Here is a 15258-nt window from a genome sequence, read left to right as displayed (position 1 = left end):
CACTGAACGAGCACTGAACAATCACTGAGTAAGCACTGTCTAAAATATGAAGTTGGGTGCCATCTGATATTCGCCTGTGGGCTATTGCTAGTTTTGGACTTGGCATTTACTTTTACTAAATTTAGATAACTAATTCAAAAAGGAGATTTATATGGATATTCAAGTGCGAAACTTGACAAAGAAGGATTATGTTGATTTGAAACGATCGATGGAACAGGCTTATGATGGTGCAGGTGAGACCTGGTCAAAGGAAAATATTCAGGATTTGATTGATATATTTCCCGAAGGGCAATTATGTGTGGAGATTGATGGACATGTCGTTGCCTGTGCTTTGTCCATTATCCTGAATTCAAAAAAGAATAATATTTACGATAGCTATTATGAGATTATCGATGACGGTAAGTTTACCAAGCATAGTGATGATGGAGACACCCTTTACGGGATAGAAGTGTTTGTTCATCCGGCACATCGGGCGTTACGTCTCGGCCGGCGTCTCTATGATGCGCGTAAGGAGCTGTGTGAACAGATGAACCTCAAATGTATTGTTGCCGGGGGCCGTATTCCCAATTACCATAACTATGCGGATAAAATGAGTCCGCGGGTTTACATCGAGAAAGTCAAACGCAAGGAGATCTATGATCCGACGCTGACCTTTCAGCTTTCAAATGATTTTCATGTCAAAAAAATACTCAAGCATTATCTGCCTGAAGATGCTGAATCGATGGAGTTTGCTACCCTGTTGGAATGGAATAATATTTATTATGAGTCAGAGACACGGTCCATTTCGACCACCAAGCAGACGATCCGTTTGGGGCTGGTGCAATGGCAGATGCGCTTGTTTGATAATCTGGAGGCATTTTATGATCAGATTGAGTTTTTTGTGGATACCGTGAGTGATTATGGAACAGATTTTATCATGTTTCCGGAATTTTTCAATACGCCGCTCATGAGCCCTTATAACGATCTTCCCGAGCGCCTGGCGATGGAAAGGCTTGCGCAGCATACCTCCGAGATTATCGACCGCATTCAACAGTTTGCTGTATCCTACAACGTTAATATCATTGCGGGTTCCATGCCATTGATGGAAAACAAAAAACTCTACAATGTTTCCTACCTCTGTCATCGCAACGGTAAGCTGGATGAGTTTAAAAAAATTCATATCACGCCAAATGAATTTAAATACTATGGTATGGTGGGTGGTAGTGAAGTGAAAGTATTTGACACCGATTGTGGTAAAGTAGGGCTGTTGATCTGTTACGACGTCGAGTTTCCTGAACTGAGCCGTATTTTGGCCGATCAGGGCATGCAGATTCTATTTGTGCCCTTTATGACGGATACCCAAAACGGGTACATCCGGGTGCGTACCTGCGCGCAGGCCAGGGCGATAGAAAATGAATGTTATGTGGCTATTGCCGGCTCTGTGGGTAATTTGCCGCGTGTGAATAATATGGATATACAGTATTCGCAGTCTGCCGTTTTTACTCCTTCAGACTTTGCTTTTCCCAATAATGCCATCAAAGCCGAGGCGACACCGAATGCGGAGATGGTGCTTATTGCCGACGTTGACCTGTATGCGCTGCGCGACCTACATGAGTATGGTACTGTTAAAGTGAAGAAGGATAGGCGGAAGGATCTGTACGAAGTGAAACTTTTGAAGTAAATTTAAATACGCTTTTAATCTCTTAAAATATGATACAAAAAGTCAAATGGGGGACGCTATCCATGGTCTTAATGATGATGTCATGTCAGTCAAATAAGAAAAGCGATACTGCTCAGGAGGTCCGCACAAATTTTTTTGATGTCTCAGGTATGGATACGACGGTGAATCCAGGAGATAATTTCTTCCAATATGCGAATGGAAGCTGGATGAAAAATACGCAAATCCCGGCATCGGAAACGGGATGGGGCTCCTTTTATGTGCTCGCCGACGAAAATCTGGCAAACCTGAAATCTATTTTAGAAGGGGCCGCAAAGTCCGACAACAAAAAAGGTTCAGATCAGCAAAAAGCTGGCGATTTCTATGCGAGTGGTATGGATACGGTGACGATTGATAAATTGGGCGCGAAACCGATCGAAGGAACCATTCAAAAAATCAATGGGTTGAAAAGTATTGATGAATTGATTGCGTATGCTGCAGATGGATTTAAAGAGGGCGATGGTGATCTTTTTACCTTTTATGTCGCCGCGGATGACCGGATCAGCACTAAGAATGCATTGCAATTTTTTCAGGGGGGACTCAACCTGCCTGAAGCAAGTTATTATTTAGATCAGGATGAGAAAGCGAAGAAGATCCGGGAGGCCTATGTCGCGTATCTGGTCAAGTTATTCGGACTGATCGGTGAAGGGGCAAATGCCCAAAAGTCGGCGGAGGAAGTGCTGCGCTTGGAAACAGAAATTGCCAAATCACATGCTACACCGGTAGAATTGCGGGATCCCATTAAAAACTACCATAAATTTGCGGTACAGGAGTTTCAGAAGCAAACGCCAAACCTCAACTGGAAAGATATTCTGCAACGCTTGGATGTGAAGACCGACACGATTTTGGTACAGCAGCCCAAATTTTATCTTGCTTTAAATAATTTGTTGAAATCACAATCCTTAGACAGCTGGAAAACAAAGCTTAAAGCAGATCTGGCAAATGCTTCTGCGACGGCCCTGAGCAAAGGTTTCCGGGATGCAAAGTTTGAATTATTCGGGAAAACGCTGAATGGTCAGAAGCAGGAGAAAGAGCGTTGGAAGCTGATGGTGAGCTCGGCGGACGAGAATCTTGGCGAGATTGTGGGCAAGTTGTATGTGGATGAATACTTCAAGCCCGAAGCAAAAAAACGAATGCTCGAATTGGTCGACAATTTGCAGAAAGTCTACAAGAGCCGCATTGAGAAGTTGGACTGGATGACGCCTGAAACCAAAAAGAAAGCGATTGAAAAATTGGAAGCATTCACCAAAAAAATTGGCTATCCGGAGAAGTGGAAAGATTATAGTGACGTGGAGGTAGCCAAAGATACCTACTATGCCAACTTGCAGTCTGCTGCAAAGCATGCTTATAAAGAAATGGTGGGTAAAATCGGTAAACCGGTTGACAAGGCAGAATGGCTGATGACAACACCCACAGTGAATGCCTATTACAATCCGCCGTATAATGAAATTGTATTTCCGGCCGGCATCTTGCAGTTCCCCTTCTTTGATGCCAACGCGGACGATGCAATCAATTATGGCGCTATCGGTGCCGTTATCGGACACGAGATGACACATGGTTTTGATGATCAGGGGCGCCAATATGATAAAGACGGCAACTTGAATGACTGGTGGACTGCAGTGGATGCGAAACAGTTTACGCAACGCGCTAATCAGGTAGCGAAGTTATATGGTGGTTTTACACTGTTGGACAATCAACATGTAAACGGTGAGCTTACTTTAGGTGAAAACCTGGCAGATATCGGCGGTTTAAATATTGCCTATGATGCCTTTAAATTAACCAAACAAGGGCAGGGGCAGGACAAGATTGATGGTTTTACCCCCGATCAACGTTTCTTCCTGAGTTTTGCGCAAGTGTGGCGCGTAAAGAGCAGCGATGAGCGCATGCGGCTACGTTTAAAAGTTGATCCACATAGCCCCGAACAATTTCGGGTAAATGGTCCCGTATACAATATGGAGGCTTTCTATAAAGCATTTAATGTACAGCCTACAGCAAAAATGTATGTGGCACCTGAGAAAAGAATTTTGGTTTGGTAAGTGGAAACAGGCGTGAACAGCATTGTCCTAATACGGATTAAGGTCATGCTGTTCAACTGATAACGTTTAAATGGAAACGAAAAAGTAAATTTGTCTTTGAATTATGATAAAAACTGATTACTTTTGCCCTTCATTTAATAACACATTTAATTAATTAACAATGTACGCAATAGTAAATATAGCAGGACAGCAATTTAAGGTTGCAAAAGACCAGTTCCTTTTTGTACACCGTTTACAAGGAGATGAAGGCGCTAGTATTGAATTTGACAATGTATTGTTAGCAGAAGACGGTGGTAAATTTACCATTGGTACACCTAGCGTTGCTGGTGCAAAAGTTTCGGCTAAAATTTTGTCTCATTTAAAAGGCGATAAAGTTATCGTTTTCAAGAAAAAACGTCGTAAAGGCTACAAAAAGAAAAACGGTCACCGTCAACAATTTTCTAAAATCCAGATCACTGGTATTACGTTATAATTGAATTTTTAATCAGACAAATAGTCTTAAATTAAGATAAAGAAATGGCACACAAAAAAGGTGCGGGTAGTTCTAAGAACGGCCGTGAGTCACATAGCAAGCGTTTAGGTATCAAAATCTTCGGTGGTCAACAAGCAATCGCTGGTAACATCATCGTACGCCAACGCGGTACACAACACAATCCTGACACAAACGTTGGTATTGGTAAAGACCACACATTGTTCGCTTTAGTAGACGGTAAAGTAGTTTTCCGTAAAAAAGCTAACAATAAATCTTATGTATCTGTAGTTCCTACAGAACAAGCGTAAGGTTTTGCAACAATATTGGAAAGGCATCAAGAAATTGATGCCTTTTTTTTGTGTGTCTGTTCTCCCGTGGACCTGCCCTTGGGCAATATGAACGAAATCGGATGCTACTTGCTGCACTTTCGTTCAACAGAGCGACTGTTCGCAATACTGTTAGCACACGGAGCACCTGTCTCGGTAATTTATCGGAGTTGGTAATGAGCGCGTTAAAGTTTTGGTTTTATTTAAATTGTTATTTTCTGTTAAATGTAACTGCTTTGGTACAATTTTTATAAAGGATAGGTGTTTTTAAGACAATAGGCGAAACATTCCGGAGTACCATTGGATGCAAGCACGATTGAATAAATACTTACATATGAAATACAACAAGTTTGGATATGGTTTGTGTGCCGGGTTATTTGCCTGTTCATTTTATTCCTGTAGTTCGATTTACATGCCCAATGTGCCTTCAGCGCCGATGTTTACGGAAGCTGGCGAGGTATATGTTTCCGGTAATATCAATACAAAGGCTAATGTATCGGCCAACCTGGGGGTAGCCGTCACTGATCATGTGGCTGTCATCGCCAATGGTTCCTATGTGGATAATCGATCCAATATTAAAGACTATGCGCAAAAGATGGGGGAAGCAGGGATAGGCTATTTTACACGCTTTGGTCGGAAAAATAATCGTGTATTTGAAGTTTACGGGGGGTATGGACTGGGCACGACAAGTGTCGTAAACAAACGTTCGTCGACGATGGGACAGGCTATTGTAGAAACGCAGGACATGGATTTTGATAAGGTGTTTGTGCAGGTAAACTTTTCGTCGGAGAAAAAGGATGCCCTGAAGTTGTTTGGCAACCGGCATGATATCGATTATGGTACCATCATCCGGTTGAGCAATATGCGGATGAAGAATTTTGCTATTGATAATCTTCCAGCAGAAAAAGAAGACAATATGCTCATTGAACCTGTATTTTATACAAGGATGGGCTTAGGGAAAGGATGGAAGCTGCAATATACGAACGGTATGGTATTCGGTTTTAAAAGTAATACCTATTTAAAAGCAGGGTACCCATTGTTTACACTGGGAGTTTTATATAAATTTGGAGGAAAATAGGGATTATGAGCAAGAAAATTTTATTTGGATGTTTGGTTCTGCTGGGTTTGTTTATTTCCGGCTGCGGCGTGAATCGACAAAAGGCACAGATCGAGAATTTGGCGAAATGTAAGTTCGATGTGGAATCGGTAGATAGTATTCGGTTGGCCGGAACATCACTGCAACGACTGATCAAGAATAATCAAATCGACCTGGGAGCGGCGCCGAGCCTGGCATTGGCCTATTTGCGGAAAGATATTCCATTGAATGCAGTTATCCGGCTTAAAATAGACAATCCGACGCTCAAAAAGGCATCCATTAATAAGTTTCAGTATATCATTCTTTATGGTGGACAGCAGCTTGTGGAAGGGATTGTCAATCAATCATTACAAATAGAGCCCGGAGAATCTACCATAGCCAATGTGCGGATAGCGACCAATATCTATGATTTGTTGAAGAATTCGGACCTGCAGGATTTTTTAATGTCAAGCGATGAGAATAAAAAGGGAATATTTACGTTAAAAGTGAAACCTTCTATCAATATTGCAGGGCAGTCGGTATTCTACCCGGGTTATATTACCATCGATAAAGCGGTAAGTCGTAAGATCCTGCTTTAGACAGGGGTATACTGTGATAAGATATTAAGGTTTTCCATGAAAATGGAAAACCTTTTTTTATTGATCTTGATTTTCAGGCTAGTTAAGTTCCCGAGGATCCTAACCGGCATCTGGCTAAATCGATATTACGAATGGACTATTATGTTAAGAATTAAACTGTAATAAAAAAGTTATAGTGTCAAAGTGTAAAGTATACACCTTATTTTATATTTTAGTCTTTAATTACAAACCTAAATATGTTAAAAAGAATCTTTATTCCTGTTTTGTTATTTGCCGGCGTGCACGCTATGGCTCAGAAAGCTTTCGAACCTTATGAGCAACCTATTGAAGGGACTAATCTGACGTTCAAAATGCTGGCAATCCCTGGTGGTAGCTTTAAAATGGGAACTACAAGTGGGGGGAAAGAGGATGAAAAACCTGCACACGAGGTGAAGTTGGATCCATTTTGGATGGGCCAGTATGAAGTAACCTGGGATCTATTTGAGCCATTTCTGTATAAAGATTATGAGATCGCAAAGAGTAAGGACGGTAAAGTATCGAAAGAGATTGATGCCGTTACGCGACCGACCAAACCTTATTTGGATATGACTTTTGGTTTTGGAAAGGAAGGGCACCCGGCCCTAGCGATGACCCATTACAATGCTATTCAATTCTGTAAGTGGCTGTATGTCCGTACCGGTGTATTTTACCGTTTACCGACAGAGGCCGAGTGGGAATATGCCGCTCGAGCTGGTTCAAAGACAACTTATTTTTTCGGTGATCAAGCAACGCCATTAGCAGATTATGCCTGGTTTAAAGATAATGCTGAACAGAAAACACATATTGTAGGACAGAAGAAACCGAATCCTTGGGGCCTTTATGATATTTATGGCAATGTTGCCGAATGGACTTATGATCAATATAAGGCCGATAGTTACAATGAAGGTAAAGGCAAAGTATTGACTAATCCTGTAGTCGTTCCGACAAGCCTGTATCCACATGTTGTACGTGGTGGTGCTTTTGACAGTGGTGCCGAGGACATGCGCTCTGCAGCGCGTGGTGCCTCAGATCCCGTATGGAAACAGTTGGATCCACAAATTCCAAAAAGTAACTGGTGGTTTCCGGAAGCCCCATTCGTGGGCATGAGACTGGTAAGACCCCTCAACCCACCTAGTCACGAAGAGATTATGGCGTATTACGATAAACAGCCAATCAAAGACTTTTAATATAAAATAATCAATATAAAACTGTTATGGAAAATCTAGAAAGAAGAGATTTTATTAAAACTTCTGCTGTAGTTGCTGGAGGCGCTGTGCTGAGCTCAATGCCTTTATCAGGTGCATATGCCGCTGGTTCGGATGTTATCAAAGTTGCCTTAGTGGGCTGTGGGGGCCGCGGAACTGGAGCTACATTTGATGCGCTAAGTTCGGGCATGAACATTAAAGTGGTGGCTCTTGCAGATGCTTTTAAAGATAATTTAGAGAGTACTTATAAAACGCTGAAGGAAAAATGGCAAGATAAGATCGATGTAAGTGACAATCACAAATTTGTGGGGTTCGATGCATATAAAGATGCAATTCAATTGGCCGATGTTGTTATTTTAGCAACTCCTCCAGGATTTAGACCAATGCATTTTGAGGAAGCGATCCGTCAAGGTAAACATGTTTTCATGGAGAAACCGGTCGCTGTTGATATCCCTGGTGTACAGCAGGTCTTACGTGTAGCTGCAGAAGCTAAACGTAAAAAATTGAATGTTGTAGTCGGGTTACAACGCCGTTATCAAACGAATTACCGTGAGGCGATCAAACGTATTCACGAGGGTGCAATCGGTGATGTTACTTCGGGACAAGTTTATTGGAACTCAGGTGGTGTATGGGTGCGTCCGCGTAAGCCAGAGCAAACTGAAATGGAGTACCAAATGCGTAACTGGTATTATTTCAACTGGTTGTGTGGCGATCATATCGTAGAGCAGCACGTGCATAATATTGATATCGCCAATTGGGTGAAAGGTGCTTACCCGGTATCGATCCAAGGTACAGGTAGCAGGGCACACCGTACCGGCAAAGAGTATGGTGAAATCTATGATAATTTTGCATTAGAATTGACCTATGCCGACAATAGCGTTGTTTATAGTCAATGTAGACACTTCGAAGGTATACATAACCGTGTAGACGAGCAATTCCAGGCAACAAAAGGACGTGCTTATCTTTCTGCAGGTGGACAGGCAGTATTGTACGACTGGAAAGGAAAAGAAATCTATCGCCATGACGCGAAGGGTAATCCAAACCCTTATCAACAAGAACATAAAGAACTATTTACGGCAATTTCAAAAGGCGAATATAAATTTGATAATGCAGAATATGGTGCTTACAGTACGTTGACAGGTATTATCGGACGTATCGCTTGTTATACCGGTAAGGTGATCAAGTGGGATGAAGCCTTGAAATCGACCATCAAATTGGGACCAGATGTACTTGCTTGGGATGCTAAACCAAAATTACTTCCGGATGCAGAAGGTTTTTACCCAGTAGCGATGCCTGGTCAAAACACCAACTTATATATTTAAGCAATTGGGCCGATGGGATTAAAGTGGAATTTGTGTCTTCTATTTTTTGTTACGATTTGTTGCATTGATGCACAGGCGCAAATACCGACAACGAAACTCCATAAAATTCGGCTGGAGGGACCCGCGCAGGGTACCCAATTCCATATCACTTACTTCGCTTCCGACAGTCTTGTTAGGCGGTCGGAAGTTGACAGTATTTTAACGGCAATCGATTTGTCGATGTCAATTTACCGCAAAGACTCGAGGATATCCAAGTTCAATACAGATACGGTAATGTCTGTTGTGATGGATAGCCACATGGCTAAGGTGATAAATGCTTCCTTTAAATACCATAAATTATCGAAAGGTCAATTCGATATTACTATTGCCCCGCTGGTCAACCTATGGGGCTTTGGTGCTAATAAGAGCCTGGTGGCCCCGGATTCGGCGACGGTACGAAAAGCGAAGGAACTGGTGGGAATGCACTACTTGAAGGTTAGTGGCAATCGGCTGATCAAAAAGAAAAAGGGGATTAAAATCGATGTTAATGGTATTGCACAGGGGTATACGGTAGACGTCTTGGCCGACTATCTCGAACGTAAGGGAATTGCCAATTATATGGTCGAGGTCGGTGGTGAAATCAGGGCTTTGGGAACTCCGCCAGGTGGGCAGGGCTTTTCCATTGGTATTGTTCAGCCCGATGGTGAAAGTGGGGAGGAATTGATGACTGCTGTTGCGCAGCTCAATGAAGGGGCGCTGACAACAGCCGGCAGTTTCGAAAAGTTTATTCAATACAAAGGGAAAAAATTGGGTCATCATATTGACCCTGTTTCGGGTTTCCCATACATGACCGATATATTGAGTGTCAGCGTCTATGCGAAGACTGCCATGGAAGCGGATGCACTGGATAATTATTTTATGGGCATGGAACCCGAACACATTAAGACAAAAGCCAGAAAATTGAAAGGTGTGGCGGTTTTTGTCATTTTTAAAAATAAAAATCAGTCCATAGAAACGATTTATTCGGATGGATTTGGTAAATTATTTAAAAATTAATCAATTATAAATAAAATGAAGAGATCGGATTTTATTAAAGGTAGTCTTTTGGCCGCGGGGGCAGGACTAGCTGGACAGACTTTTGCGTCTACAACTCAAAATACAGCAAATACGATGGATAAAGGAAAGACATTCAATTTAAATTATGCTCCCCATCAGGGAATGTTCAAAAATCATGCAGGTGATAATTTCCTGGATGAAATTCGGTATATGTATGATTTGGGATTCCGTGGAATAGAAGACAATGGCTATTTGGGCAGAACATTGGACGAGCAGCAGAAGATTGGTGATTTATTGGCGAAGTTAGGCATGACCATGGGTGTATTTGTTGTGGATGGCGGACAAAACTGGATGCCTTCTTTAGCGACGGGTAAACAGGAGTATTTGGACAAGTTTGTCGAAACATGCAAGAAGTCTGTCGAAGCTGCCAAGCGTTGTAATGCAAAATGGCTGACTGTGGTACCGGGCTTTTATGAAAGAAAACTACCTTGGGGTAATCAGTTCAGCAACATCCTTACTGCGATGCGTAAGGGTGCGGAGATCTTTGAACCACATGGTTTGGTGATGGTGTTGGAAACCTTAAGTGATACACCAGATTTGTTTTTGCAGCAAACGCATGAGACCTATGCTTTATGTAAGGCCGTGAATAGTCCATCCTGTAAAATTTTGTATGATATTTATCATATGCAACGTACCGAAGGAGATTTAATTGCAAATATGAATCGTTGTTGGGATGAAATTGCGTATATTCAAATCGGCGATAATCCAGGTCGTAAAGAACCGACTACGGGCGAGATCAATTATAAAAACGTATTCAAACACATTCATAGTAAAGGATATAAGGGTATCATGGGAATGGAGCATGGTATTTCCAAGTCTGGTAAAGAGGGTGAGGATCGCTTGGTGGCGGCTTATCGCGAGGTCGATAGCTTTTTGTAATATTTTAATAGTGTACTATTGACAATTAGATTTAATTTCTTAAATTGAGCAGGTAAAACCAATTAGTAGTATTGTAAAACACCATTTTTTTTATGATTTCATCAACAATAAAATTTAAACTATCCTTTATGATGTTCCTCGAATTTTTTATTTGGGGGGGATGGTTTGTCACATTAGGTACTTTCTTGAGCAAAAATCTACATGCAACGGATTTTGAAATGGCCAATGTATTTTCAACACAATCATTGGGAGCGATTATCGCGCCTTTTATTGTCGGAATGATTGCAGACCGTTATTTTAATGCGGAGCGTATTTTGGGTGTTTTACACTTGGTTGGCGCGGTATTAATGTATCAAATGTATGGTGCTGCAGATATGTCTACTTTTTATCCGTATGTATTGGCTTATATGATACTTTATATGCCGACATTGGCTTTGGCGAGCTCAGTTTCATTTCGTCAATTAACAAATCCGGAAAAACAATTTTCAGGAATACGTATCTGGGGAACAATTGGTTGGATTGTAGCAGGTTTAGCAATCAGTTATATCTTTAGATGGGATGCCGCTGCATCAGAAGGGGCTTTGAAAAACACCTTCTTAATGTCGGGCGTAGCTTCATTGGTACTGGGGGTATTTTCCTTTGCATTACCTAAAACGCCGCCGGTTAAATTGGATGAAACCGAAAAACCATCCTTTGCATCAATCATTGGACTGGATGCGATCAAATTGTTGAAAGACAGAAATTTCTTGATCTTTTTTATTTCTTCGGTGTTGATCTGTATTCCATTGGCATTTTATTATTCAAATGCCAACTTGTTCCTTACTGAAATAGGATTGGAGAATCCAACAGGCAAGATGACTATCGGTCAAGCATCTGAGGTATTGTTTTTATTGGCCTTACCAATTTTCTTTACAAAATTTGGCTTCAAGAAAACAATTTTGGTCGGTATGTTGGCTTGGGTAATTCGTTACCTATTATTTGCTTATGGCAATGCAGGTGAATTGTCGTTCATGTTGTTGATCGGTATTGCATTGCACGGTATCTGTTATGACTTTTTCTTTGTTTCGGGACAGATTTATACAGATAGCAAAGCTGGCGTTAAATACAAATCAGCAGCACAGGGCTTGATCACTTTGGCAACATATGGTGTCGGACAATTGATCGGTTTCTGGGTAGCAAGTTATGTTGGAGATAAGTACAAAGAATTGAAAGCAACCGATATGGCAGCATTCTGGAATCATACCTGGGTTGTACCTGCAATTATCGCAGCTGTTGTATTTTTTATCTTTTTAGCTTTATTTAAGGACGAAAAGATCGACAGTACTAATGCTGCACACTAAACAGAAAAAATAACTATTTAAAAACAAATAATTAGAAGAGAGATGGCAACAAATACTTATGACGCAATTGTAATCGGTTCGGGGATAAGTGGTGGATGGGCTGCGAAAGAATTGACAGAGAAAGGGCTGAAAACAATTATGCTGGAGCGTGGTCGTAACATTGAACACATCAAGGATTATACTGCGCCAAATAAAAATCCATGGGAATGGCCTCATGCTGGCGGTCGTACGCAGCAAATGATCGAAGAATATCCGGTTTTGCGTAGAGATTATCCACTGAATGAGAAGAACCTGGATTTTTGGGTAAATGAAAAAGAAAGTCCCTATACAGAGGTAAAACGTTTTGACTGGTACCGTGGATATCATGTTGGTGGACGTTCTTTAATGTGGGGGAGACAATCTTATCGTTTGGGCGATTTGGATTTTGAAGCTAACTTGAAAGATGGCCATGGTGTGGATTGGCCGATTCGTTATAAGGATATTGCCCCTTGGTATAGTTATGCTGAAAAATTTGCTGGTATCTCCGGAAATAGAGATGGTGTACCATCTTTGCCAGATGGAGATTACATGCCGGCAATGGCGATGAACATTGTTGAAAAAGACCTGGCTGAGCGTTTGAAAAAACAATATGGTGGTCAACGTCATTTCATCATGGGTAGAACAGCCAACATTACTGTTCCGCATCATGACCGTGTAAATTGTCAATATCAAAATCAATGTTGGTTGGGTTGTAATTTTGGTGCTTATTTCAGTACACAATCGGCGACTCTTCCTGCAGCGAAAAAGACTAATAACTTAACCTTACGTCCTTTTTCTATCGTAACAAAAATTATCTACGATAAAAACACGAAAAAGGCGAAAGGCGTTGAAATTGTTGATGCTGAAACAAACCAAACGTATGAGTTTTTCGCTAAAGTAATTTTTGTTTGTGCATCTGCATTAAACTCGACTTGGGTGTTGATGAACTCAGCTACAGATGTTTGGGAAGGCGGTCTGGGTAGCAGTAGCGGTGAATTGGGTCACAATTTGATGGATCACCATTTCCGTTGTGGTGCCGGAGGTAAAATAGATGGATATTTGGATAGCTATGTATATGGTCGTAGACCGACAGGCTTGTATGTGCCACGTTTTGTAAACGTAGAAGGTGATACCAAAAAACGTGACTATGTACGTGGATTTGGTTACCAAGGTGCTGCGGGTCGTGGACGTTGGTCTGGTGCTGTTGCCGAGATGGAAGTTGGTGGTGCATGGAAAGATGCGATCTGTGAACCAGGTGACTGGACTGTTGGTTTTACTGCTTTTGGAGAAACCTTGCCATATCACGAAAATAAAATTACACTTGACAAGAACAAAAAAGATAAATGGGGCTTACCTGTATTATCATTTGACGCTGAGATCAAGGATAATGAATTGAAAATGCGTGGTGACATGCAAAATGAAATGAAGGAGATGTTGGAAAGCATTGGCGTAAAAGATACCTATACGTACGATAACGTATATGGTTTGGGCCAAGGTATCCACGAAATGGGAACTGCCCGCATGGGACGTGATCCAAAAACTTCGGTATTAAATGGTAACAACCAAGTTTGGGATGCATTGAATGTTTTCGTAACGGACGGTGCTTGTATGACTTCTGCAGGTTGTGTCAACCCTTCATTAACATATATGGCACTTACTGCTCGTGCAGTTGATTTCGCAGTGAGCGAATTGAAAAAAGGTAACATCTAATAGCTAAAGATTGATAACAATGGAAAATAACTCAAATAAGACGAGTAGAAGAGATTTTATAAAGAGCGCGGCAACAGCTGCTGCGGCTTTTATGATCGTCCCTCGCCATGTATTGGGCGGAAATGGCTTTACAGCTCCAAGTGACAAATTACAAGTAGCAGGTATTGGTGTAGGGGGTAAGGGTTTTAGTGACATTAATGCATTCCATGATTCGGGAAAAGCAGATTTGGCTTTCTTGTGTGATGTGGACGACCGTCGTGCAGCTGGTGCGTTAAAACGCTACCCGAAAGCAAAATATTACAAAGACTACCGTGAGATGTTGGATAAGGAGCACAAACGTATAGAAGCCGTTTCTGTATCAACTCCAGATCATCAACATGCGATTCAGGCGCTCGCAGCTATGCAGTTGGGTAAACACGTGTATGTTCAAAAACCGTTGACTCATGATGTTTGGGAAGCGAGAGCATTGACGCATGCAGCTAAAAAATATAAGGTGGTTACCCAGATGGGAAATCAAGGTGCATCGAATGATGGACCACGTTTTGTACGTGAGTGGTATGAAGCAGGCCTAATCGGTGATGTACACACGGTATATTGTTGGACAGATCGTCCGGTCTGGCCTTCAGGTATTGCATGGCCTACAGGCAAGGCCGAAGTTCCAAAGGAATTAGATTGGGACCTTTGGTTGGGTACAGCACCGTATAAAGAATATGTCGATAAATTGGTACCTTTCAACTGGCGTGGCTGGTGGGATTATGGTACTGGTGCATTGGGCGATATGGGTTGTCACCTGTTGGAAGTTCCTTTCAGTACCTTGGGATTGACTTATGTACAGGATGTACAGGCAACTGTAGGATCGGTGTATGTGGATGAATTCAAACGTGGATATTTCCCTGAAAGCTGCCCTCCATCGAGCCATGCGACATTAACATTCCCTAAAACTGCACGTACAAATGGTCCGGTGACTTTACATTGGATGGATGGTGGTATTCAGCCTGCTCGTCCGGATGAATTAGGTCCAAACGAAATCTTTGGTGATGGTGGTAATGGTATCTTACTTGTTGGTACAAAAGGTAAAATCCTTGCGGATACCTACGGCCAGAATGCACGCTTGTTGCCAACTTCAAGAAAAGAGCAAGTGGCACAGAAATATGCCCGTGTACCAGGACAAGAAGGTGGACACTACGCACAATGGGTGGAAGCCTGTCAAGCTGGCTACGGCAAGAAAGAAGTAAGTTCACCTTTTGAAATAGCAGGTCCTTTGACAGAAGCTTTATTAATGGCCAACCTAGCGATCAGAGGTGCTGATTTACGTATTGATGGTAAATACCCTGGACGTAACCTGAAATTGTTGTGGGATAACGATAATATGCGTGTTACCAATTTTGACAACGTCAATCAATACGTAAAACGTAATTACAGACAAGGTTGGGAAATGAAATATAATTTCTAAAATTAAGATATTTA

Annotated in this window: 13 protein-coding genes; all 13 read left to right on the top strand. The window is 41.7% G+C overall.

Annotated elements, in window-relative coordinates:
- The first annotated feature begins 151 nt into the window (after positions 1 to 151).
- The gene (locus AAW12_RS07160) at positions 152 to 1660 is read left to right on the top strand and encodes a bifunctional GNAT family N-acetyltransferase/carbon-nitrogen hydrolase family protein (RefSeq protein ID WP_046672920.1); all 1509 of its coding nucleotides are present in this window, start codon (positions 152 to 154) and stop codon (positions 1658 to 1660) included.
- A 29-nt stretch (positions 1661 to 1689) separates the two neighbouring features.
- Positions 1690 to 3732 (top strand): M13 family metallopeptidase, encoded by a 2043-nt coding sequence (locus AAW12_RS07155; protein ID WP_046672919.1) that lies wholly within the window; start codon positions 1690 to 1692, stop codon positions 3730 to 3732.
- Positions 3733 to 3892: 160 nt separating this feature from the next.
- Positions 3893 to 4204 carry a 50S ribosomal protein L21 gene (rplU, locus tag AAW12_RS07150; RefSeq protein WP_028068281.1) on the top strand — a complete coding sequence of 104 codons (312 nt, stop codon included), beginning with the start codon at positions 3893 to 3895 and terminating at the stop codon, positions 4202 to 4204.
- A 44-nt stretch (positions 4205 to 4248) separates the two neighbouring features.
- Positions 4249 to 4512, top strand: coding sequence for a 50S ribosomal protein L27 (rpmA, locus tag AAW12_RS07145; RefSeq protein WP_046672918.1), 264 nt, complete (start codon positions 4249 to 4251; stop codon positions 4510 to 4512).
- Positions 4513 to 4864: 352 nt separating this feature from the next.
- On the top strand, positions 4865 to 5608 hold the full coding sequence (locus AAW12_RS07140; RefSeq protein ID WP_046672931.1) for a hypothetical protein: 744 nt from the start codon (positions 4865 to 4867) through the stop codon (positions 5606 to 5608).
- Between the two features lie 5 nt (positions 5609 to 5613).
- Positions 5614 to 6204 carry a hypothetical protein gene (locus AAW12_RS07135; protein WP_046672917.1) on the top strand — a complete coding sequence of 197 codons (591 nt, stop codon included), beginning with the start codon at positions 5614 to 5616 and terminating at the stop codon, positions 6202 to 6204.
- A gap of 236 nt (positions 6205 to 6440) precedes the next feature.
- On the top strand, positions 6441 to 7409 hold the full coding sequence (locus tag AAW12_RS07130) for a formylglycine-generating enzyme family protein (RefSeq protein WP_046672916.1): 969 nt from the start codon (positions 6441 to 6443) through the stop codon (positions 7407 to 7409).
- Positions 7410 to 7435: 26 nt separating this feature from the next.
- Positions 7436 to 8749 carry a Gfo/Idh/MocA family oxidoreductase gene (locus AAW12_RS07125; protein ID WP_046672915.1) on the top strand — a complete coding sequence of 438 codons (1314 nt, stop codon included), beginning with the start codon at positions 7436 to 7438 and terminating at the stop codon, positions 8747 to 8749.
- 12 nt (positions 8750 to 8761) lie between these two features.
- Positions 8762 to 9784: an FAD:protein FMN transferase gene (locus AAW12_RS07120; RefSeq protein WP_046672914.1), complete on the top strand. Its 1023-nt coding sequence runs from the start codon at positions 8762 to 8764 to the stop codon at positions 9782 to 9784.
- Between the two features lie 15 nt (positions 9785 to 9799).
- Positions 9800 to 10723, top strand: coding sequence for a hydroxypyruvate isomerase family protein (locus AAW12_RS07115; protein WP_046672913.1), 924 nt, complete (start codon positions 9800 to 9802; stop codon positions 10721 to 10723).
- Between the two features lie 95 nt (positions 10724 to 10818).
- Positions 10819 to 12063, top strand: a complete 1245-nt coding sequence (locus AAW12_RS07110; protein ID WP_046672930.1) for a nucleoside permease — start codon at positions 10819 to 10821, stop codon at positions 12061 to 12063.
- A gap of 42 nt (positions 12064 to 12105) precedes the next feature.
- Positions 12106 to 13791, top strand: coding sequence for a GMC oxidoreductase (locus AAW12_RS07105; RefSeq protein WP_046672912.1), 1686 nt, complete (start codon positions 12106 to 12108; stop codon positions 13789 to 13791).
- Between the two features lie 19 nt (positions 13792 to 13810).
- On the top strand, positions 13811 to 15244 hold the full coding sequence (locus tag AAW12_RS07100; protein ID WP_046672911.1) for a Gfo/Idh/MocA family protein: 1434 nt from the start codon (positions 13811 to 13813) through the stop codon (positions 15242 to 15244).
- The last annotated feature ends 14 nt before the right edge of the window (positions 15245 to 15258 follow it).

Origin of the sequence: Sphingobacterium sp. Ag1 (assembly GCF_000988325.1) — a bacterium.
In the GTDB taxonomy this organism is placed as follows: Bacteria; Bacteroidota; Bacteroidia; order Sphingobacteriales; family Sphingobacteriaceae; genus Sphingobacterium.
This window is presented reverse-complemented; position numbering and strand designations above follow the sequence as displayed.